The organism is Sphingobium sp. UBA5915 (genome assembly GCF_002431195.1).
Lineage (GTDB): Bacteria > Pseudomonadota > Alphaproteobacteria > Sphingomonadales > Sphingomonadaceae > Sphingobium > Sphingobium soli.
Genome location: NZ_DJDV01000119.1, coordinates 68,327 through 89,171, shown reverse-complemented (window position 1 = coordinate 89,171; position 20,845 = coordinate 68,327). Strand labels below are relative to the sequence as shown.

At 65.4% G+C, this 20,845-nt stretch carries 26 protein-coding genes and 1 pseudogene; 19 read left to right on the top strand and 8 right to left on the bottom strand.

What is annotated here, in order from left to right; genetic code table 11:
* Positions 1-9 precede the first annotated feature (9 nt).
* Genes ccoG through ccoS form a run of 4 tightly spaced genes read left to right on the top strand, consistent with a single transcriptional unit; the run spans position 10 to position 4,196 of the window.
* Entirely contained in the window at positions 10-1,443 is a 1,434-nt protein-coding gene (ccoG, locus tag B2V90_RS20875; RefSeq protein ID WP_228220967.1) for a cytochrome c oxidase accessory protein CcoG, read from the top strand.
* A 1-nt stretch (position 1,444) separates the two neighbouring features.
* Complete coding sequence (locus tag B2V90_RS20870; protein ID WP_228220966.1) at positions 1,445-1,918, top strand: FixH family protein; 474 nt, start codon at positions 1,445-1,447, stop codon at positions 1,916-1,918.
* Positions 1,918-4,053: a heavy metal translocating P-type ATPase gene (locus tag B2V90_RS20865; RefSeq protein ID WP_228220964.1), complete on the top strand. Its 2,136-nt coding sequence runs from the start codon at positions 1,918-1,920 to the stop codon at positions 4,051-4,053. The genes B2V90_RS20870 and B2V90_RS20865 overlap by 1 nt, the downstream gene beginning before the upstream one ends.
* A complete protein-coding gene (ccoS, locus tag B2V90_RS20860; protein WP_009822804.1) occupies positions 4,050-4,196 on the top strand; it encodes a cbb3-type cytochrome oxidase assembly protein CcoS in 147 nt (48 codons plus the stop codon). Before B2V90_RS20865 ends, ccoS begins: the two co-directional genes overlap by 4 nt.
* A gap of 4 nt (positions 4,197-4,200) precedes the next feature.
* Here ccoS and B2V90_RS20855 read toward each other — a convergent pair whose 3' ends face one another.
* A complete protein-coding gene (locus B2V90_RS20855; protein ID WP_009822803.1) occupies positions 4,201-4,563 on the bottom strand; it encodes a PilZ domain-containing protein in 363 nt (120 codons plus the stop codon).
* Between the two features lie 368 nt (positions 4,564-4,931).
* Between B2V90_RS20855 and B2V90_RS20850 the strand changes: the two genes are divergently transcribed.
* Positions 4,932-5,678 (top strand): SDR family NAD(P)-dependent oxidoreductase, encoded by a 747-nt coding sequence (locus tag B2V90_RS20850; RefSeq protein ID WP_228220963.1) that lies wholly within the window; start codon positions 4,932-4,934, stop codon positions 5,676-5,678.
* A gap of 19 nt (positions 5,679-5,697) precedes the next feature.
* Here B2V90_RS20850 and B2V90_RS20845 read toward each other — a convergent pair whose 3' ends face one another.
* Positions 5,698-5,916: a hypothetical protein gene (locus B2V90_RS20845; RefSeq protein ID WP_228220962.1), complete on the bottom strand. Its 219-nt coding sequence runs from the start codon at positions 5,914-5,916 to the stop codon at positions 5,698-5,700.
* Positions 5,917-6,083: 167 nt separating this feature from the next.
* Here B2V90_RS20845 and B2V90_RS20840 point away from each other — a divergent pair, with 167 nt between their 5' ends.
* Both B2V90_RS20840 and B2V90_RS20835 read left to right on the top strand, forming a co-directional pair.
* The gene (locus tag B2V90_RS20840) at positions 6,084-6,311 is read left to right on the top strand and encodes a hypothetical protein (protein WP_009822800.1); all 228 of its coding nucleotides are present in this window, start codon (positions 6,084-6,086) and stop codon (positions 6,309-6,311) included.
* 161 nt (positions 6,312-6,472) lie between these two features.
* Entirely contained in the window at positions 6,473-7,072 is a 600-nt protein-coding gene (locus B2V90_RS20835) for a glycine zipper 2TM domain-containing protein (RefSeq protein WP_228220961.1), read from the top strand.
* 43 nt (positions 7,073-7,115) lie between these two features.
* Here B2V90_RS20835 and B2V90_RS20830 read toward each other — a convergent pair whose 3' ends face one another.
* Entirely contained in the window at positions 7,116-7,718 is a 603-nt protein-coding gene (locus B2V90_RS20830) for a thermonuclease family protein (RefSeq protein ID WP_293923025.1), read from the bottom strand.
* 147 nt (positions 7,719-7,865) lie between these two features.
* Here B2V90_RS20830 and B2V90_RS20825 point away from each other — a divergent pair.
* Positions 7,866-8,270, top strand: a pseudogene (locus B2V90_RS20825) (globin); the annotation flags it as partial.
* 14 nt (positions 8,271-8,284) lie between these two features.
* On the opposite strand, the gene B2V90_RS20820 reads toward B2V90_RS20825, so the two are convergent.
* Entirely contained in the window at positions 8,285-8,599 is a 315-nt protein-coding gene (locus tag B2V90_RS20820; RefSeq protein ID WP_228220958.1) for a hypothetical protein, read from the bottom strand.
* Between the two features lie 135 nt (positions 8,600-8,734).
* On the opposite strand from B2V90_RS20820, the gene B2V90_RS20815 reads away from it, so the two are divergent.
* The 5 genes from B2V90_RS20815 to B2V90_RS20795 are packed head-to-tail and all read left to right on the top strand — an operon-like array spanning position 8,735 to position 11,699.
* On the top strand, positions 8,735-9,115 hold the full coding sequence (locus tag B2V90_RS20815) for a RidA family protein (protein ID WP_228220957.1): 381 nt from the start codon (positions 8,735-8,737) through the stop codon (positions 9,113-9,115).
* A 15-nt stretch (positions 9,116-9,130) separates the two neighbouring features.
* Positions 9,131-9,487, top strand: coding sequence for an ArsC family reductase (locus B2V90_RS20810; protein ID WP_037543126.1), 357 nt, complete (start codon positions 9,131-9,133; stop codon positions 9,485-9,487).
* A complete protein-coding gene (locus tag B2V90_RS20805; protein WP_228220956.1) occupies positions 9,484-10,536 on the top strand; it encodes a glycerophosphodiester phosphodiesterase in 1,053 nt (350 codons plus the stop codon). Before B2V90_RS20810 ends, B2V90_RS20805 begins: the two co-directional genes overlap by 4 nt.
* Positions 10,537-10,575: 39 nt before the next feature.
* A complete protein-coding gene (locus B2V90_RS20800; RefSeq protein WP_009822792.1) occupies positions 10,576-11,001 on the top strand; it encodes an RrF2 family transcriptional regulator in 426 nt (141 codons plus the stop codon).
* 38 nt (positions 11,002-11,039) lie between these two features.
* The gene (locus B2V90_RS20795) at positions 11,040-11,699 is read left to right on the top strand and encodes an MBL fold metallo-hydrolase (protein ID WP_009822791.1); all 660 of its coding nucleotides are present in this window, start codon (positions 11,040-11,042) and stop codon (positions 11,697-11,699) included.
* Between the two features lies 1 nt (position 11,700).
* On the opposite strand, the gene B2V90_RS20790 is transcribed toward B2V90_RS20795, so the two are convergent.
* On the bottom strand, positions 11,701-12,132 hold the full coding sequence (locus tag B2V90_RS20790; protein ID WP_228220955.1) for an MAPEG family protein: 432 nt from the start codon (positions 12,130-12,132) through the stop codon (positions 11,701-11,703).
* Between the two features lie 219 nt (positions 12,133-12,351).
* On the opposite strand from B2V90_RS20790, the gene rpmF reads away from it, so the two are divergent.
* The 5 genes from rpmF to B2V90_RS20765 all read left to right on the top strand — a co-directional run bounded on the left by rpmF (position 12,352) and on the right by B2V90_RS20765 (position 15,414).
* On the top strand, positions 12,352-12,531 hold the full coding sequence (gene rpmF, locus B2V90_RS20785; RefSeq protein ID WP_031298882.1) for a 50S ribosomal protein L32: 180 nt from the start codon (positions 12,352-12,354) through the stop codon (positions 12,529-12,531).
* 68 nt (positions 12,532-12,599) lie between these two features.
* Positions 12,600-13,625 (top strand): phosphate acyltransferase PlsX, encoded by a 1,026-nt coding sequence (gene plsX, locus B2V90_RS20780; protein WP_009822788.1) that lies wholly within the window; start codon positions 12,600-12,602, stop codon positions 13,623-13,625.
* Positions 13,622-14,602, top strand: coding sequence for a beta-ketoacyl-ACP synthase III (locus B2V90_RS20775; protein WP_009822787.1), 981 nt, complete (start codon positions 13,622-13,624; stop codon positions 14,600-14,602). The genes plsX and B2V90_RS20775 overlap by 4 nt, the downstream gene beginning before the upstream one ends.
* 94 nt (positions 14,603-14,696) lie before the next feature.
* On the top strand, positions 14,697-14,987 hold the full coding sequence (locus B2V90_RS20770) for an integration host factor subunit alpha (protein ID WP_228221083.1): 291 nt from the start codon (positions 14,697-14,699) through the stop codon (positions 14,985-14,987).
* An 88-nt stretch (positions 14,988-15,075) separates the two neighbouring features.
* The gene (locus B2V90_RS20765; protein ID WP_009822785.1) at positions 15,076-15,414 is read left to right on the top strand and encodes a MerR family transcriptional regulator; all 339 of its coding nucleotides are present in this window, start codon (positions 15,076-15,078) and stop codon (positions 15,412-15,414) included.
* 17 nt (positions 15,415-15,431) lie between these two features.
* Here the strand turns inward: B2V90_RS20765 and B2V90_RS20760 are convergent, their stop codons facing one another.
* From B2V90_RS20760 to B2V90_RS20750, 3 genes are read right to left on the bottom strand one after another with little or no spacing between them, the layout of a single operon-like run.
* The gene (locus B2V90_RS20760; protein WP_009822784.1) at positions 15,432-15,974 is read right to left on the bottom strand and encodes a SixA phosphatase family protein; all 543 of its coding nucleotides are present in this window, start codon (positions 15,972-15,974) and stop codon (positions 15,432-15,434) included.
* Between the two features lie 2 nt (positions 15,975-15,976).
* Positions 15,977-18,724, bottom strand: a complete 2,748-nt coding sequence (locus B2V90_RS20755) for an ATP-dependent DNA helicase (RefSeq protein ID WP_009822783.1) — start codon at positions 18,722-18,724, stop codon at positions 15,977-15,979.
* Between the two features lie 41 nt (positions 18,725-18,765).
* Positions 18,766-19,113: a PilZ domain-containing protein gene (locus tag B2V90_RS20750; protein WP_228220953.1), complete on the bottom strand. Its 348-nt coding sequence runs from the start codon at positions 19,111-19,113 to the stop codon at positions 18,766-18,768.
* Between the two features lie 127 nt (positions 19,114-19,240).
* Between B2V90_RS20750 and B2V90_RS20745 the strand changes: the two genes are divergently transcribed.
* Positions 19,241-20,821, top strand: a complete 1,581-nt coding sequence (locus B2V90_RS20745; protein WP_293923020.1) for a lysine--tRNA ligase — start codon at positions 19,241-19,243, stop codon at positions 20,819-20,821.
* Positions 20,822-20,845 lie beyond the last annotated feature (24 nt).

The window sequence follows — 20,845 nt, the reverse complement described above, 5'->3', positions numbered from 1 at the left end:
GAGGATGCCATGCTGATGCCCGCCGGCTCCGGCGATCTCTACGAGAAGCGCAAGGGTGTCTACCCCAAGGCGGTGGATGGCTTTTACCGGCGTTTCAAATGGGCGGTCATGGCGGTGACGTTGGCGATCTATTGGGGGACGCCGTGGCTTCGATGGGACCGGGGGCCTTATGCGCCCGACCAAGCGGTGCTCGTCGACCTGGCGCATCGGCGCTTCTACATGTTCGCGATCGAAATCTGGCCGCATGAATTCTATTATGTGGCGGGCCTGCTGATCATGGCGGGGATCGGGCTGTTCCTTGTGACTTCGGCGGTGGGGCGCGCCTGGTGCGGCTATGCCTGTCCGCAGACCGTATGGACCGACCTGTTCCAGCATGTCGAACGCTTCATCGATGGCGATCGCAATGCGCAGATCCGGCTTGCGAAGGCGCCATGGAGCGCGGGCAAGCTGGCGCGGCGGCTGGCGAAGTGGAGCGTCTGGCTGGTCATCGCCTTCCTGACCGGAGGTGCCTGGATCTTTTATTTCGCCGATGCGCCGACCTTGCAGCGCGCCTTCTGGAACGGCACGGCTGCGCCGGTCGCCTATGCAACGACAGCGGTGCTGACGGCGACGACGTTCCTGCTGGGCGGTTTCCTGCGCGAACAGGTCTGCATCTATATGTGCCCGTGGCCGCGCATCCAAACGGCCATGCTGGACGAAAAGTCGCTGGTCGTCACCTATAAGCACTGGCGGGGGGAAAAGCGTGGCAGCCTGAAGAAGGCTGCCGCCCATCCGCAGCAATTTGGCGATTGCGTCGATTGCGACCAGTGCGTCGCGGTCTGCCCGACCGGCATCGATATTCGCGAAGGGCCGCAGATCGGCTGCATCACCTGCGCGCTGTGCATCGATGCGTGCGACCGGGTGATGGCGCAGGTCGGCCGGCCCCGGGGCCTGATCGATTATTGCACCGAGGACGACGCCGAAGCGGAAAAGCAGGGCAGCCCGCCGCGACCCCTGTCGCAATCGCTGCTGCGTCCCCGGACGATCGCTTATCTGGCGGCGTGGAGCGCGATCGGCGCGGCGATGCTGTTCGCACTGGGCGCGCGAACGCGCATTGACATCGCGGCGCAGCAGGACCGCAACCCCATTTTCGTGCGACTTTCGGATGGCTCCATCCGCAACGCCTATACCATCAAGATCCGCAACATGGAGGCGCGGCCGCGCCCGGTTGCCATATCGACCGATGGCCTGGCCGGGGGTGCCTTGTGGACCGACGCGACGCCCAGGGACGACGCATCGAGCCGCATCGTCGCCACCGTGCCGGCCGACAGCGTCGCCAAGCTGCGCCTGTTCATTGCCGCGCCGGCCGTCGGCCCGCAGCGGCAGGATTTCCGCTTCATCGTGCGGGCGACTGATCGCGAAGGCGGCGGCGACAGCGAAGATGCTCGTTTCGAAAGGCCCTGACATGCGCGATGCAGTTTCCTCCCGCCGGTTCACCGGCTGGCACATGACCGCAATCCTGGTCGGCTTCTTTGTCGTGGTGATCGCGGTCAACATGGTGATGGCGACGGTCGCGGTCCGCAGCTTCGGTGGGACCGTGGTCGACAACAGCTATGTCGAGAGCCAGAAGTTCAATGCCTATCTAGGGCAGGCAAGGGCGCAGGCCGCACTGGGATGGCGCCAGCAAATCGCGACGGATGCGGGCCGGCATGTCATGGTGCGGCTGGACGACGAAGCGGGCGCGGCGGTGAAGGGGGCCAAGGTGCGTGCCGTCGCCCAGCATCCGTTGGGACGCGCCGACGATATCGCCCTGGTGATGCAGGAGGAACGGCCGGGGCGCTATGTCAGCGATCGCGTCCTGCCAGCCGGGCGCTGGCAACTGCGCGTGACGGTAACGCGGGATCGCCAGCAGCGGCATCTGATGGCGGAGATCGACTGATGGCGACCCAGCCCCTGGTCGACGACGCTCCGGCCGAGGCCGCCCTGAGCGAAAGCCAGTTCGTCGTTCCTTCGCTTCACTGTGCCGGATGCATCGCCAAGATCGAGAACGGCCTGGCGTGCATCGACGGGATCGCGTCCGCGCGCGTCAACATGAGCGCCAAGCGCGTGACCGTGCGCCATGATCCGGCAATGGAGCCGCCCGCGCTCAAGGCGGCGATCGTGGCGCTGGGGTTCGACGCTGAACCGCTGGCCGATCCGGGCGTCGATCTGGCGGCGGCGGAAGGCCGGGCGCTGCTGCGCGCGCTGGCGGTGGCGGGTTTCGCCGCCATGAACATCATGTTGCTGTCGGTTTCGGTGTGGTCCGGGGCGGACGGCGGCACACGGCAGATGTTCCACTGGCTTTCCGCGCTGATCGCGCTGCCCGCGATCGCCTATGCCGGTCAGACCTTTTTCCGGTCCGCCTGGGCGGCGGCACGGCAGGGGCGGACCAATATGGACGTTCCGATCAGCATCGGCGTGCTGCTGACGACGGGCATGAGCCTGTATGAAACCGCGACGGGGGGTGCGGACGCCTGGTTCGACGGCGCGGTGATGCTGCTGTTCTTCCTGCTGGCGGGGCGGAGCCTGGACGCGATGGTGCGCGGGCGCGCCCGCGCCAGCGTCGCGGCGCTGCTGAAACATGGCGCGCCCGGCGCGCTGGTGTTGACCGACAGCGGACAAAGCCGCTGGACGGCGGCGGCGCAGTTGCAGCCGGGGATGCGGATGCTGGTCGCAGCAGGGGAGCGACTGGCTGCGGACGGGCGCGTTGTCGAAGGGGCGTCGGGCATGGACATCGCGTTCCTGACCGGCGAAAGCGCGCCCGTCCGTGTCGGGCCGGGCGACGCGGTGCAGGCCGGCGCGCTGAATGTCGAGGCTCCGATCACCGTGATGGTGACGGCGGCGGGGCCGGACACGGTGATAGCCGATATCGCCCGGCTGATGGACGAAGCGGGGCAGGGCCGGTCGCGGCATGTCCGCATCGCCGACCAGGCTGCGCGCTATTATGCGCCCGCCGTGCACCTGACCGCCGCGCTGGCCTTTGCGGGATGGATGATGGCCGGGGCCGGAGTGCATCAGGCGATGCTGGTCGCCATTGCCGTGCTGTTGATCACCTGCCCCTGCGCGCTGGGACTGGCGGTGCCCGCTGCGCAGGTCGTCGCGTGCGGCGCGCTGATGCGCCGGGGTATCCTCGTCAAGGATGGGTCGGCGCTCGAGCGCATGGCCGAGGTGGACAGCATCGTCTTTGACAAGACCGGCACGCTGACGCTGGGCCGTCCGGTGCCCGAGGAAATGGATGCGATGGCGCGGCAGGATCGGGCGATCCTGCTGGCCCTAGCGCGCGCCAGTCGCCATCCGCTCAGCATCGCGCTGCGGCAGGCGCTGGAGGCGCAAGGCGTCGAGGCGGTACCGCTGGATGATTTGCGGGAGGTGCCGGGGGAGGGGCTGTTCGCGCGCCATGCGGGGGTCGCGGTATCGCTGGCGCGGCCGCGCGGCCTTGTCAGCCTGTTCGGCCTTGCCAGCGAATATCGGCGCGGGACGGAGGCGCACCTGCTGCGATTTTCGGATGCCTTGCGCCGGGACGCCGGCGAAATCCTGCCAGCCTTGCGGACCGCCGGCTACCGGATCGTGATCGCGAGCGGCGATCGGCCGGAGGCGCTGGGTCCGGTGGCGCGCGCGACGGGGGCCACCGCGATCGGGCATTTGCGGCCCGCCGACAAGCTGGCGCTGGTTGAACGCATGAAGCGCCAGGGGCGCAAGGTGCTGATGGTGGGGGACGGACTGAATGACGGACCGGCGCTGGCGGCGGGGCATGCCAGCATGGCCCCGGCCTGCGCCAGCGACGCCAGTCAGTTGGCGGCGGACATGGTGTTTCTGGGCGATGTCCTGGCGCCTGTCGGCATCACCTTGCGCGCGGCCCGGCGCACCATTCACATCGTGCGGCAGAATTTCGCGCTGGCGATCGGCTATAATATGCTGGCCGTTCCGCTGGCGGTGGCGGGCAAGGTCACGCCGCTGGTTGCTGCCGTCGCCATGTCGCTGTCGTCGCTGATCGTCGTCGCCAACGCGCTCCGGCTCAATGGCGCCGCCCGATGACCGGGCTGGCGCTGCTCATTCCCCTTGCGCTGCTGTGCGGCGGGGTGGCGCTGGCGGGCTTTTTCGCGGCTTTGCGCTCGGGCCAGTTCGACGATCCGGACGGCGCAGCGATGCGCATCCTGAGCGACGAGGAGGATCGCTAGGATTTTAGCGGGTGGGTTCAGGCCGCAGGCGCGCCGCCTGATTCATCATGTCCTCAATCCGCGCGGCACCATCGACATTGGCGCGGATAACCTGCCAAGGATCGACGCTCTGGGCGAAACGCATGCCGCACAGGTCGCCGCGCGACCACATGATGCGCGCTTCCATGTCGATATCCTTGGCCCGCAGCCGAACCGTTGTCCCAATGCGGAAGCCATCGCGATGTTCGAGCAGGCACCCGCCCGCCGAAACGTCGCCCACGATGACCTTGCGGCAGTCCTCGCCCTCCAGCAAATCCGCTTCGAACGCGGTGACGAAGCGCGCATGGCGACGCCGATCGAAACGTGCTGCCAATTCCGTGATAGTCATTGTCCGGCACCTCCGAAAATACGCCCGCAGCCCTGATGCGCCACGATGGCAAGGAGCCGAATCTGGCAGTCAATCGTTAACAACAGGTAACTCGATGCGGCCGCCACGGCAGGCGGAGTGTTTGGTGCGGGGACGTGATAATGCGCCTTGGGCCGGCCCGGCTGACAGTCCGTCGGAGGACCCCGACGAGGAATTTGCATCCAAAAGGAACTCGATCCTCCGCGATGGAAAGTCCGATCAGTGATCAGCCTGTCGCCTGAGCCCTGCCGTGAGCGGTTGTCTCGCGCGCATCGCTACGCCACATAGGCGCGACGATGCACGCGGGATGGCTGATATTCGCCGGTCCCGCCTTGCCAACAGGAGGCCGCATGACTGACCGGACCGTTCTCATCACAGGCGCCACCGCCGGCATTGGCGAAGCGGCCGCACGCGCCTTTGCAGCAGCGGGATGGCGCGTGATCGGCACGGGCCGACGGGCCGAACGGCTGGAAGCGCTGGCGACCGAAATTGGCCCTAAGATGCACATGCTTGCTTTCGACATGCGCGACGAGGCGGCGATCGACGGGGCGCTGGCATCGCTTCCCCCGGAATTTCAGGCCATCGACCTGCTGATCAACAATGCCGGTCTGGCGCTCGGCACCGCGCCGGCGCACAAGGCGGACCTGGCGCAATGGCGGCAGATGATCGACACCAATATAAACGGGCTTATCGCCATCACCCACAAGCTGCTGCCGCGTCTGGTGGAGCGCAAGGGCGCGATCATCAATCTGAGTTCGGTGGCGGCGACCTATCCCTATGCGGGCGGGAATGTCTATGGCGGGACCAAGGCGTTCGTACAGCAATTCTCGCTTGGCCTGCGGTCCGATCTGCACGGCACGGGAGTGCGCGTCACCTCGATCGAACCGGGCATGGTCGAAACCGAATTCACCTTCGTGCGCACCGGTAGCCAGGATGCTTCGGATACGCTTTACGGCGGCGCCGATCCGATGACGGGAGAGGATATTGCGCAGACCCTGTTGTGGGTCGCGACGCTGCCGCCGCACCTCAACGTCAACCGGCTGGAGTTGATGCCGGTAAGTCAGTCCTTTGCGGGATTTCAGGTCGCGCGGGGATAATCGGTCGGGGTGGTCGCCGTCAGGCGCAGAGCCCCTCCGCCTCCTCCACATGCAGCGGTTCCTGGTCCTTGGGCATTGCAGGCGCCCTGCCATAGGGAACATGCATGCCGGAAACCTGCAGCGCCTCGGCATAGAAGTCCCACCATTGGAGCGTCATCTGCCACGGGATTTGCCAGGCCTGAAACAGCGGGGTCCAGACGTCTGCAGCAGGATAATCTTCGAAACGTGCGATGGTCATGCGTCGTCTCCTTGTGAGTCGTGCTTATATCATGACCGGAAGGCAGCCCGACCCATGATGTTCCCGATTTCCCGAAAAATCGGACGGTCTGATGTGGGGGTGCGCAATCAGGTCCGAAATGGCGCAAATTGCCGCCATTTCGGCGGTAAGGGCGATAAGGTGGAGGCATGCCTCTGTCCGGACCAATCCGCCACGCCTATATTTGCCATATTTGCGGCAGCGACCATGTCGCGCGCGATGCACGGGTCATATGGGATGTATCGGCGCAGAACTGGGTGATCGAAACGCTGTTCGATCAGGCCCATTGCCAGCATTGTGACGATCGCACGCGGCTACAACGTGTGGTGCTGACCAGCCCAACCACCTTTGCCGCGCCCGAACGAGGCGTTGATTGAAGCCATCATCCTGGTTTTGGGGAACAGGGCGTCCCCCTGCGGTCCACGTAAAGCTAAGTCGCACTGTCCCCTGCCTGAACGGCAGGTTTTGTATCGTTCATGCAACATGTTTCAGAACAGCGAGTTCTGTCGCCATGATATGATTCAAGGAGCTTCGAGCCATGATGAGCCCGTTCAAGCGCGCCCTTGCGGCCCTGTCGCTGGGCGCGATGACGCTGACCGGCATCACCGCTGTGCCTGCGCTGGCCCAGCCGGGCCATAACGCACGCGAGCATCGCAGGGATGTCCGCGATGCCCGCCGTGAGTATCGCCGCGACAGCCGCCAGGCGCAGCGACGCTATGTGCAGGATCAGCGCCGCGCGCAGCGCGACTATCGCCGGGACGTGCGCGAGGCGCGGCGCGACTGGCGGGGCGACCGTCGCGGTGCTTATCGCCGGCCCGGCCGGGTCGTCTATCGCTATGACTGGAACCGGCCCGACCCGCGCTATGGCCGCTTCTATCGTCCAGACCGCTATTATCGAACCGGGTACGCGCCGATCCGTGTCGATCGCCGTACGCGCATCTATCGCGGCTATGACGATCGCTATTATTGCCGCCGTTCGGACGGCACGACCGGCCTGATCGTCGGCGCGGCGCTGGGTGGCCTGCTGGGCAGCCAGATTGATCGGGGTCAGTCCAACATCGCGGGCGTGCTGATCGGTGGTGGCGCCGGCGCGCTGCTAGGCCGGGAAATTGATCGTGGCGGATTGAACTGCCGCTGAAGATACGGCGGGAAGGGGTTAGGTTTCGTAACGTCTTCCCGCTTCAGCACCAGGGATGGCGCGCGCCATCCCAGTCTCGCGCCAGCCCCTCGGCGACCAAAATGGCCCCGATCGACTCTCCGCTGCGCGTGACAATGCGGAGCGAGCGGCCATAGCGATCCGTATCGCGATCTCCCTGCTCCAGTGAAAACGCGCCCGCGTTCATCAGGCTTTGCAATCGACGGGTTGCCCGCGCGCCGAGTGCCGCTTCGGCCGGGCAGCGGGGGCCATGGGTTTCGGGCGTATCGATGTCGGCGATGCGATATTTGGCCCCCTGGAACCAGAAGGTGTCGCCGTCGACCACGCAATTTGTCCCGCCGCCGCTGTGGCAGAAGCCGAAGCTGGCGGTCAGCATGTCGGCCGATGCCGCAGGAAGCGCGGGCGAATGCTCGCCGGCGTGATCGAATAACCGGGCGGCTTCCAGCCAGCCGGGGCCATACCAACCCAGCAACAGCCCCAGGCAAACCATATAAACGAGCGCAGGGCCGCTGACGCTGCCATCCACCGCTTTGCGCTGGAGTCTGGCGGTAGCACCGCTGCGCGACCAGCTATTATGCGCATCGCGTGTGCGTGACCGCCGCTTGGTCCGGAGAAATCCTGTTGCCATGCCCTGTTGTGCCATGGCGTCGGGAAAGGAGAGGTTAAGACTGCGCCATCTCTCCGCGAGTGTGGATCAGACAGGAATTGACCACGGTCAAAGCGCCACTTGCTGATGGTGCTACCATGGGATGATGATCCAGATTGGAGCCAGTCCATGAACGCCGCCGCATCGCCCCAGTCGCTACCCAATCCTTATGGCCGCATCGGCGGTGAGATCGTCGTGAGAGCGATCGTGGATCGCTTTTACGATCTGGTGGAACAGGACAGCCGGTTCGTGGCGCTACGCGGCATTCATGCGGCGGACCTGGGGCCGGTGCGGCACGGCCTGACGCGATTCATCGTCGGATGGCTCGGCGGTCCGCGAGACTGGTTCGAACGCGGCCCCTGCATCATGACGCTGCACCGGGTCTTTCCCGTGACCCCGGCGCTGGCCGATCAATGGGCGACGGCGATGACCTGCGCCATCGCCGGACAAGACGGGCTGGACCCGGCCATGGGTGATGCCATGGCGCAAGCACTGGGCCACCTCGCCCGGGGCATGATCAATCTGGCGCTGGATGCCGGTCAGACCGATCAGGGCAGTCCATCCTCGTCATCCGCATCCTCGGTATCGCCCAGAACGTCCTCTTCGTCGTCCATTTGCGGCTCGCCGGCATAGGCATCCATGTCGAGCCGACCCGAACGGTTCATCGCGTTCATCTTTTCTACCAGATCCTCGGTGTCGTCTGGCACGAGCTGCGCTGGATCGGTCTTGCCGCCCCGCTCGCTGTCTTCGCTCAGATCTATGGTGCGGGTGGCGGCGTCATCGGCCACGTCCTGCGCCTGGGTGCCGGCTTCGGCCTGTTCGCTATTCTCTTCCATCTCGCGATCGGGGGTGGGGCGGTCCATGATGCGTCTCCTGTCAACTATACGGCCTTGATGAACGGCCGGCCGGGGCGGCTGTTCCGGGAAAAGCGCTGGACAGGGCGCGGAGGAGGGGGCAAAGCGCCCTGCGATCCTTTCGCACCGCAGCAGGAATCCTTCATGCCTCGCCAGCTCATCTCCTCCGGCTCGCCCTTCGAGGCGCAGGTCGGCTATTCGCGCGCCGTCGTCCAGGGCAACTGGTGCTTTGTCGCCGGCACGACGGGCACGGACCCGGATACCAAAGTGATGCCCGGCGATGTGGTCGAACAGGGGCGCAACGCATTCGAGACCATTGGCAAGGCGCTCGACGAAGCGGGCTTTTCCTTCGCCGACGTGGTGCGCGTCACCTATTATATCACCGACGCCGCCTATTGGGACGTGATGGGCGACATCGCCGGCCCCATATTCGGCGACATCCGCCCGGCGGCAAGCTGCATCATCGCGGGGCTGGTCAAGCCGGAAATGAAGATCGAGATCGAAGTCACCGCGTTCAAAGGGTGACAGGAGCACAGCATCATGATTACCATGTACGGCATCAAGAATTGCGACACCATCAAGAAGGCCCGCAACTGGCTGGACAATGAGCGCGTCCCCTACAGCTTTCACGATTACAAGGTATCGGGCGTCGACAAGGACCGCCTGGAGGAATGGGTGATGGAGCATGGCTGGGAAACCATCCTCAATCGCTCTGGCACGACCTTCAAGGCGCTGGACGCGGGCGACAAGGCGCATATCGATGCGGACAAGGCGATTTTGCTGATGATGGCCAACCCCTCGATGATCAAGCGCCCGATCCTGGACACCGGCAAGGGTACGATCGTCGGGTTCAAGGCGACGACCTACGAAAATGCGCTGCATGGCGTGAAGGCATGAGCGTGCGGAGGCTGGCGCGATTAGGGCTGATTGTTCTGATGAGCCTCCTCCCTCTCTCGATAGCCCGGGCGGCGCCCGGCGCGGACCCCATCCTCATTGCGCATCGCGGCGCGAGCGGCGAACGGCCCGAACATACGCTGGCCGCCTATGAGCGCGCGATCGACCAGGGCGCGGATTATATCGAACCCGACTTGGTGCTGACCAAGGACGGTGTGCTGGTCGCCCGCCACGAAAATGAGATTGGCGGGACGACGGACGTCGCCAATCATCCCGAATTTGCCGATCGCAAGACGACCAAGGTCATTGACGGCGTCGAAATGGCGGGCTGGTTCACCGAGGACTTCACTTTGGCGGAACTGCGCACCCTGCGCGCGCGCGAACGGTTGCCCGACCTGCGCCCGGCCAACAAGCGCTTTGACGCGCTCTACCAGATCCCGACATTCGAGGAGATATTGAAGCTGGTGCGCGCCAAGGAAGCGGAAAGCGGCCGGCGGATCGGCCTTTATCCCGAAACCAAGCACCCCAGCTATTTCGCGGGCATCGGCCTGCCCCACCAGGCACCCTTGCTCGATCTGCTCAGCCGCTACGGCTATATGACGCAGGCCGATCCGGTCTTCATCCAGTCGTTCGAGGTCGGCAATCTGAAGGCGCTGCGCGCCGCCACCCGGCTGCGCCTCATCCAGTTGGTGGATGCGCAGGGCGGCCCGGCCGATATGCCGGGCACCAGCTATGACGACATGCTGACGGTCCAGGGGTTGGCGGAGATCGCGACCTATGCCGATGGCATAGGTCCGTCCGCCGCACAGGTGCTGACGCCCGAGGGCGCGACGGCGCTGGTCGGCCGCGCCCATGACGCGGGGTTGCAGGTGCATGTCTGGACGCTGCGGATGGAAAACCCCTTCCTGCCCGCCCAATATCAGCGCGGCGCCGATCCAGAAGGCCGCGGTGACTTTGCCGGCTATGTCCGCGCGATCGTCGCAGCCGGGGTCGATGGCTTTTTCACCGACTTTCCGGGGCAGGCGCGCGCGGCGATGACGGCCGCGCTCTAAGCGCTTGTCAAAAGGCGGGCGGGCGCGAATAACGGGATCATGCTGTCCCAGAAGACCCGTTACGCCATTCGCGCTCTCCAGCATCTTGCCGACCGCTACCGCCAGGGCCCCGTGCCGTTGAACGAGATCGCCACGCGGCAGAATATTCCGGCCAAGTTCCTGACCGTGATCCTGTCCGAATTGTCGCGCGAAGGGCTGGTGGCGACGCAGCGCGGCCGGGACGGGGGCTATTGGCTGGCGCTGGCGCCAGTCGATGTGAGCTATGGTGATATCGTCCGGCTGACCCGCGGATCGCTGGCCCTGACCCCCTGCGCCAGCCGCTTCGCGCATGAAAGCTGCACCAACTGCCTGCCCGAAAGCGAATGCCGCCTGCATCGCATCATGCTGCGCGTGCGCGACGAGACGGCCAAGGTGCTGGACGGCATCAGCCTGGCCGAGCCGATCCCACTGGCTGCGGAGGACTGACCCTTGCGCGGCGCGTGTGGTTTCGCCACATCGGGCGCATGACCAACCCGCCGCTCAAAGCCGCCCTGATCCCCGTCACCCCGTTGCAGCAGAATTGCACGTTGTTCTGGTGCACGGAGACGATGCGGGGTGCCTTCGTCGATCCGGGCGGCGACCTGCCGATGCTCAAAAAAGCGGCGCAGCAGCATGGCGTGACCATCGAGAAGCTGCTGATCACCCACGGGCATATCGACCATTGCGGGCAGGCGGGCGTTCTGGCGCGCGACCTGGGCGTCCCGATCGAGGGGCCGCATGAGGAGGACCGGTTCTGGATCGAGCGGTTGGCGCAGGATGGCGAGCGCTGGAATGTGCCGGGGGAAAGTTTCGAACCAGACCGCTGGCTGGCGGATGGCGACCAGGTGACGGTTGGCCATCTGACGCTGGACGTCTATCATTGCCCTGGCCACACGCCCGGCCATGTCGTGTTCCACCATGCGCCCAGCAAGCTGGCGATCGTGGGCGACGTGCTGTTCCAGGGGGCGATTGGCCGCACTGATTTCCCGCGTGGCGATCACCAGCAACTGATCGACGCCATCACCGGGAAATTATGGCCGCTGGGCGGCGAAACCGCCTTCGTGCCCGGCCATGGGCCGATGAGCAATTTCGCCCATGAACGCCGCACTAATCCGTTCGTGGCCGATTCGGTGCTGGCGCGCTGATCTAGGCCTGCGCCGCCAAGGCTGGCGGCACCGGCACTTCGCGCGTCTGGTGATAGGCCAGGGCAAGCGCGGCGCCCGCAAGCAGCACCATGACGCCCCAGGTGACGAGCGCCCCGCCCGCACGCCACAGGGTCGGTTTGTCCGCATCCATTCCGATGGCATGGGCGACGCGCGCCAGGATATAGGCCAGCGCCCCGATCCACAGCCACAGCGAAGGCCCGGCCGCCAGTTCGATCAGCGCGAACAGGATGAGGATGATCGGCGTATATTCGATGAAATTGGCGTGGGCGCGCATCCGTTTGGCGAGCAGCGCATGACCGGCATCGCCATGCATGATCTTGTCCGAAATGCGAAACCGCGCACAGCGAATCGCCAGCCACAGATTGAGCAGCGCGCAGGCGGCGGCAAAGGTCAATGTGATCGGCAGCAACATCCGGCATTCCCCTGTATATCGACGTGCGTACCCTATCGCGCGGGGCCGGGCGGGCAAGCGCAAAGGAAGGAAGGGGTTGCGTGGACGGCAAAAAGCGCTATAGGCGCATGGCTTCGCGATCACCCGGGCCGCATGGGTCTGCGGCGCCGTTGGCGTCGGCATCCCATCGGAAACCGGCCAGTCGCACAACCAGATCATTATACGGAACAAGGTGCCGACATGGCTGTCCCCAAGCGGAAAACTTCTCCCTCCCGTCGCGGCATGCGCCGCAGCCACGACGCGCTGCGCGTCGAGGCCTATCAGGAATGCTCCAACTGCGGTGAACTCAAGCGCCCGCACAATCTGTGCGACGCCTGCGGGCACTATAACGGCCGCGAAGTCGTCGCCGTCGGGGCCTGAGCCCATTCTCTACTCCGCAAAGGGGTGACCTGACAGTGTCCAGACAACCGCGAATCGCAATCGACGCGATGGGCGGGGACGAAGGCGTGCGTGTGATGATGGCCGGTGCCGCCTTGGCCCGCCATCGGCACGAAGGCCTGCGGTTCACCCTGTTCGGCGACGAAGTGCGGATCAAGGCCGCGCTTGACCGTCACCCCAATTTGCGGGCGGCGTCCGATGTCGTTCATAGCGACAGCGTGGTCGACGGTTCGGACAAGCCAAGCGTCGCTATTCGCAAGAAGAGCAGCTCCATGGCGATGGCGATCGCCGCGGTGAAGGCAGGCGACGCGGGTGCCGCGGTGTCCGCCGGCAATACCGGCGCGCTGATGGCGATGGCGAAGCTGGCGCTGCGCACCATGCCCGGCGTGGATCGGCCGGCCCTTGCCGCCATGTTACCGACGCTGGGCGACAATGATGCCATCATGCTGGATCTGGGCGCGAACACCGAATGCGACGCGCGCAACCTGGTCCAGTTCGCGGTGATGGGCGCCGCCTATGCCCGCATTGCCTTCGATCTTGACCGGCCGCGCGTGCGCCTGCTCAACATCGGCACCGAAGAATTGAAGGGCACGGACGAAATTCGTGATGCCGCGGCCATTCTGCGCGCCGCCAATGACCTGTCGCTTCAGTTCGACGGCTTCACCGAAGGCGACAAGATCGCGCGCGGGGACAGCGACGTCATCGTGTGCGACGGTTTTTCCGGCAATGTCGCGCTCAAGACGGCGGAGGGCACGGCCCGCTTCGTCACCGACGTCCTGCGCAAGGCCTTCACCAGCTCCATCCGGTCCAAGATCGGCTTCCTCATTTCGAAGCCGGCCATGTATATGCTCAAACATCATCTGGACCCGAATAACCATAATGGCGCGGTGTTCCTGGGCCTCAACGGCGTCGTGGTGAAAAGCCATGGCGGCGCGGACGAAAAGGGCGTAGCCAATGCCGTCCATGTCGCTGCGCGGTTGCTGGAAGAGGATATTACCCGCCGCATCGCCGCCGACATGGCGGGCGTCGAGGGGCTGGGCGCCGTCGCATCGAAGCTGGAGCAGCCCGTCAAGTGATCCGCCGTTCTATTCTCCTGGGGACAGGCTCCGCCCTGCCCAAGCGCGTCGTCACCAATGCCGAACTGACAGAGACGGTCGACACCAGCGATGAATGGATCGTCGAGCGCACCGGCATCCGCATGCGCCATATCGCGGGTGAGGGGGAAACCACAGCCACGCTGGCGACCGATGCCGCCAAGGCCGCGCTGGAAGCGGCTGGCCTGGCCGCGCAGGACATCGACCTCATCATCCTGGCGACGGCGACGCCCGACCAGACCTTCCCCGCTAGCGCAACCAAGGTGCAGGCGGCGCTCGGCATCGACGATTGTGTCGCGTTCGACGTCGCAGCAGTATGTTCGGGCTTTCTTTATGCCGTGACCGTGGCGGACAGCATGATCCGGTCGGGCGCGGCGCAGCATGCGCTGGTGATCGGGTCGGAAACCTTCAGCCGCATCCTCGATTGGGAAGATCGCACGACCTGCGTCCTGTTCGGCGACGGCGCGGGCGCGATCGTGCTGGGCGCGGAGGAAAGCGCGGCCACCGACCCCCGCTCCGCACGGGGCATCCTGGCGTCGAAACTCCATGCCGATGGTCGGCACAATCAGCTTCTCTATGTCGATGGCGGCCCTTCGACCACCGGCACTGTAGGCAAGCTGCGCATGAAGGGGCAGGAAGTGTTCCGCCATGCCGTGGTCAATTTGGCCTCGGTCTTGAACGAAGTCATGAGCCTGGCTGGCCTGGACGCGCGCGACATCGACTGGCTGGTGCCGCATCAGGCCAATGCCCGCATTCTCGATGCGACCGCGCGCAAGCTCAAGCTGCCTGCCGAGCGTGTGATCGTGACGGTCGACCGGCACGCCAATACGTCGGCTGCGTCGGTTCCGCTGGCGCTCGACCTTGCAATGCGCGACGGGCGGATCAAAGCCGGCGACCTCGTCGTGCTGGAAGCCATGGGCGGCGGCTTTACCTGGGGTGCCTGCGTCTTACGTCTATGATCATTGGTGCTGCTTGCCGAATCAGCAGGAATCGGTCAAATTTGCCTTTGGTCATCGGGGGGTGACTGACGCAATCGGTCGAGAGGGGACCAATATGGGCGAAATGAGCACTTTGACGCGGGCGGACTTGGCGGACAGCCTAAACCGTCATGTCGGATTGTCGCGCGCGGAAGCGGCGGCGCTGGTCGAATCCATTCTGGATCATATGTCGGACGCGCTGGAGCGCGGCGAGAATGTGAAAATCTCCAGCTTCGGCACCTTCGTCCTGCGCGACAAGACCCAGCGCATGGGGCGCAATCCAAAGACCGGCGTGGAAGTGCCGATCGAGCCGCGCCGGGTGCTGACATTCCGCGCCAGCCAGACCATGCGCGATCGCGTCGCCTGACAAGCGCAGGATTATCCGCCGCTTTTTCCTGTCGGACGCCGTCGGTTGCGGTTGACGCCCTGGTGGGGGCGGGTGCAACATTGCAGTTATGAAAAAGGCGGAGGGGGCATTTCTGACGATCAGCGAATTATCCGCTGAACTCGATGTGCCCCAGCATATCCTGCGCTATTGGGAAACGCGCTTTCCGGCCTTGCGGCCCCTGCAACGCGCCGGCAACCGCCGCTATTACCGGCCCGACGACGTGCTGCTGGCGCGGCGGATCCATCATCTGCTGAGCGTCGAGGGCTTCACGGTGAAGGGGGCGCAGAAGGCGTTGAGCGAGGGCGCGGGCAGCATGCCGCCTGCGCCGGTTGACGCCGCGCCCGAAACCCTGCTCAGCCAATTGGAAACGGTGCGCGCCATGTTGGCGCGGGCGCTCGGCGTCTGACCGACCGGCGCGCCGCGTCAGCGCGTTTCCGGCCCGAGTGCAGGATCAAGGTCGCGCGGCCGCGTAAAGCTTTTGAGCGTGGCGACGCCGGGCCGCGCATCGGCCCAGCGCTCGATCGCCAAGTCCATGACGGCCAGGCTGGCGGTGGGGAATTTGACTTCGACATCGTCGCGCAGGGCGCTTTTGCCGTCGTCGGGCACCAGATCCAGGATCAGTTCCTCAAAGCCGGGATTGTGACCTGACATGAGCGCTGCTTCCGCCGTTTCGGGCAGGTCGCGCACCACGTCGAACAGCGTCGCGGACGAGGCGAGGTAGATGCGCCGGTCCCAGCGCGCCTCCAGCGTTTCGCCATAGCCGGTGAAAAAGGCGTCCAGCGTCTGCACCACACGCTCGGCAGGGGAGGCCACCAGCTGGTCGAAACGCATCCCCTGGCGCGCGGCGAACTTTCCCATCAGCCGCGCGGCCTTTTCACCGCGCTGGTTGAGCGGGCGATCGAAATCGCGCGCCACCGGATCGTCCCAATCGGACTTCGCGTGGCGCAACAGGGTCAGCCGCTTCATTGTCACTCCTGTCGGGGCAAGCCGGATTCGTGCCCCTGATGCCCGATGGCGGGGCGTTCGCCAAGGCTTTCGCTCCGGGCGGATCGACTGACGGCGATGATCGCTTCATCCAGCGTCAGCCGACGCACCGGCGTTCCGGGCGGAAAGGCGGAGAGCAGGCGGCTGGGCATGGCGGCGGACAGGATGACGAAGCTACCCCGATCCTCGGCCCGGCGGATCAGACGACCAAAGGCCTGCGCCAGCCGCGCCCGGATCAGCCGGTCGTCATAGGCGCTACCCCCGCCGGCCAATCGGCGCGCGGCATGCAACACCGTGGGCTTGGACCATGGCACGCCCTCCATCACCACCAGTCGCAACGAATGGCCGGGCACATCGACCCCGTCGCGCAGCGCGTCGGTGCCCAGCAGGGACGCGCGCGGATCGTCGCGGAAAATATCGACCAGTGTCCCTGTGTCCATCGGATCGACATGCTGGGCATAAAGCGGCAGGCCCGCGCGTGCGAGTCGATCGGCGATGCGGGCATGGACCGCGCGCAGCCGACGGATGGCGGTGAACAGGCCCAGCGTCCCGCCGCCGGCCGCCTCGATCAAACGGCCATAGGCGCCCGACAGCGCGGCGATGTCGCCTCGCTTGATGTCGGTGACGATCAGCACTTCGGCGCGATCCGGATAGTCGAACGGGCTGCTTGCCTCGAACCGTTGGGCGCCATGGGGCAGATGGATCGCGCCAGCGCGCGCTTCGGCATTGTCCCATTCGCCCCCGCCCTTGAGCGTGGCCGAGGTGATGAGCACGCCCTGCGCGGGCTTCAGCACGGTTTCGGCCAGCGGACGGGTCGGGTCCAGCCAATGGCGGTGGATGCCGATATCATATTCGCGCCCTTCGACCCGATCGACGGTCATCCAGTCGACAAAGTCGGGATCGGCCGGGCCGCCGATCCGCGCCAGCAGCGCCAGCCAGGCCGCGATCAGATCCCGGCGCCAGCCCAGCGATGCGATCGCGCCTTCGACCCGCGCCCGCGCCGCGCCATCCAGCCAGTCGGGCGCATCCTCGATCACCGCTTCCAGCCGGCGGGCCAGGCGCACCAGCGGCTTGATGAGCGCATCGAGCGCAAGCGCGGCCTCCTGCGCCGCTTCCACCAATGCCCCGTCGGGTTCGGCCAGTTCGGTTTCCAGCCCGTAGCCCGCATCCGCTTCGCCCGCATCGGCGGCGCGGGTGTATACGGTGCCGCGCACCGCCGCGAGCAGCGCCTCCAGCGGGCCGAACGGCTCGCCCGCCACGACGCGTTTCAACCAGTCGTCGGCCGGCAGCGCCTGCGCTGCATCGATCGCGGCGCGGATGGCTTGGCCACCTTCCTCATCATAGCTGGCCAGATCTGACAGACGCGCGGCAAGGCCACGCCTGCGGCCGCGCGATCCGCCCTCCGGCCCCATGATCCAGCGGCGCAACTCGATCGCTTCCTGCCCGGAAAGGGCAACGGAAAAGGTCGAATCGGCTGCGTCGAACAGATGATGACCTTCGTCGAAGATGATGCGCTGGGGCCGCTGTCCGGTTTCGCGCCCGCGCGCGGCGTTGATCATGACCAGCGCATGATTGGCGATGACGATGTCGGCGTCCGCGCTCGCCCGGGCTGATCGTTCGATGAAGCATTTGCGATAATGGGGGCAACCGGCATAGATGCACTCGCCGCGCCGGTCGGTGAGCGCGGTGGAGCCATTGCGGCGGAACAGCGTCGGCAGCCAGCCAGGCAGGTCGCCGCCCACCATGTCGCCATCCTTGGTAAAAGCCGCCCAGCGCGCGACCAGTTGCGCCAGGATCGCGGCGCGCCCGGAAAAGCCGCCCTGCAACGCATCCTCCAGATTGAGGAGGCAGAGATAATTTTCACGCCCCTTGCGCACGACCACCCGCCTTGCCGCGAGCGCCGGGTCGGGAAACAGACGCAGGGATTCGCGATCAAGCTGGCGTTGCAGCGCCTTGGTATAGGTCGATACCCATACCGTCCCCTGCGCTTCGCTGGCCCAGAGGGAGGCTGGCGCCAGATAGCCCAAAGTCTTGCCGATGCCCGTGCCCGCTTCGGCCAGCAGCATATTGGGCTGGTCGCGATGGCGTTTGGGGGTGAAGGCATCGCCGGCGGCGGCGGCATAGGCGCGCTGGCCCGGGCGCGGCTCGGCCCCAGCGCCCGTCAGCGCGTCAAGCCGGGCGAGCACCTGATCCTCGTTCAGGCTGATGGTGCGCGGGGCAGGGCGAGGCTGCGCCTCCTCCCACTCCGGCAATTTGGAAAAAAGCCAGCGTTCAGCGTCCTTCGGGCGCGGGATGCGCGGTGCGACCAGCGGCGACCACGGCCAGCGCAAACGGTGCAGCGCCTGCGCCGCGGTCCAGCCGCCCTCTCGCTCCAGCCAGTCCGGCGCGTCCAGACGGTCCAGCAACAGCGTCGCGGCCTGTTGCAGCAAGGCGGGAATGTCGCCCTCCTGCGGCGGCGCTGGCAGTCCCAGCGCCGCCGCCAGCCCCTTGGGCGTGGGCACCAGAAAGCGGGCGGGATGGAGAAATGCCCATAGCTCCAGCAGATCGAGGCCGTTGAGTTCGGGATAGCCAAGGCGCTGGCCGGTCAGGGGCGCGTTGAGCAACAGCACCGGCGTTTCGGCCGCGCGAGCGATGGCCTGCCCCTTTGCCAGGCCCATCGTGCGGCCCTCTTCACGAAGCCAGATGCCGCCATGGCTGGCGTGGAGCGCTGGCAGGGAGGCGGGATCAATCACCCCGCCGGCTTAGAGCAGCGGGAACAAAAGGAAAACCTGTTTCAGCCCATCCGGCGGCCAAAACCAGCACCCTGCACACGAGGCGGCACAGTCATCGCCTCGGTGCGCGCGGCGCGGGCCAGCATCAGCTTGTCGAACAAGGGGCCTTCGGCCAGCGGATAGGGGAAACGGATGCCCATGCGATCCTCTTCGGACCAGCGCACCAGGCCAAAGGTGATGTGGCCATCAAGATCCAGCTGGCAGGACATTCCCGCAGGCAGGGAACACCCCGCCACCTGCGCGCCGCCCTCGCTCAGGTCGATCACCACCCCATCCTGATAGTCGAGCACGGTTGTCACGACGACAGGTATCTCAACAGACACGCGTTGATGGCTGCGTTGTATGTGCATATCGCCTCCATTTCACACATCTATAGCATATTGTACATCGATGACGCAAAGCGGCGCGTGCTCCTGTCGGCCTTTGTCATCAAAAGGCGTTTTCTTTCCTTGCCGTCAGGACTAGGGGCTGTGCATCATGACTATCCCCGATCCGCTCCGCTCCGCCGCTCAGGCGTCCAAGGCCTGGCCCTATGAAGAAGCGCGCAAGCTGCTCAAGCGCTATCCGAACGGCGCGCCGGACAAAGGGCATATCCTGTTCGAAACCGGCTATGGCCCATCGGGTCTTCCCCATATCGGCACGTTCAACGAAGTGCTGCGCACGACGATGGTGCGCAACGCCTATCATGCGCTGTCGGATATTCCCACGCGCCTGGTGGCGTTCAGCGACGACATGGACGGGCTGCGCAAGGTGCCCGACAATGTGCCCAACCAGGCGATGCTCAATGCGCATCTGGGCAAGCCGTTGACGCAGGTGCCCGACCCGTTCGAAAAGTTCGAAAGTTTCGCCCATCATAATAATGCGATGCTGCGGGAATTTCTCGACCGCTTCGGTTTCGATTACGAGTTCGTGTCTGCGACCGAACAATATCGCGCCGGTGCCTTCGACGACGCGCTGCGGCAGGTGCTGCGGCGCTATCAGGCAATCATGGACATCATGCTGCCGACGCTGCGCAAGGAACGGCAGGCAACCTATTCGCCCGTCCTGCCGATTTCACCCAAGAGCGGCATCGTGCTCCAGGTGCCGGTTGAGGTGATCGACTCGGAAGCAGGTCTCGTGCGCTTCGAGGATGATGGCGAGACGATCGAGCAGTCGATCCTGTCGGGCGGCGCCAAGCTGCAATGGAAGGTCGACTGGGCGATGCGCTGGTATGCGCTGGGCGTCGATTATGAGATGGCGGGCAAGGACCTGATCGATTCGGTCACGCAATCGTCCAAGATTTGCCGCGCGCTGGACGGACGCCCGCCCGAAGGCTTCAACTACGAAATGTTCCTGGACGAAAAGGGCGAGAAAATCTCCAAGTCCAAGGGCAACGGCCTCAGTCTCGAACAATGGCTGACCTATGGCCCGCAGGAAAGCCTGGCCTTCTACGCCTATCGCGAGCCGAAAAAGGCGAAGCAGCTGCACATGGGCGTCATTCCGCGCGCGGTGGACGAATATTGGCAGTTCCGCGGCAACTATCCGCGCCAGACCATCGAGCAGCAACTCGGCAATCCGGTGCATCATATCCATGACGGCAAGCTGCCGCAGGGCGAGCTGCCGGTGACGTTCGGCCTGCTGTTGAATTTGGTCGGCGTGATGGGCGATGCCAGTCGCGAACAGGTATGGGGCTATCTGCAAAATTATGTGCCGGGCGCGAGCGTCGACACCTATCCCGAACTCGACGGGCTGATCGGTCATGCGCTCGCCTATCACCGCGATTTCGTCGCGCCGACGCTCCAGCGCCGCGCGCCGGAGGCGAACGAGGCAGCGGCGCTCAAGCGGCTGGACTTGGAATTGGCGGCGCTGCCGGCCGATGCCAGCGGGGAGGACATCCAGAATATCGTCTATGCCATCGGCAAGGACGAAGCATTCGGATTCGCCGAGCTGCGGGACTGGTTCAAGGCGCTGTATCAGACGCTGCTAGGCGCGGATCAGGGGCCACGCATGGGCAGCTTCATCGCCCTTTACGGCATCGAAAACAGCCGCAAACTGATCGCGGAGGCGCTGGCCGCCTGATGCGGAAAAAATGGGGAACAATGG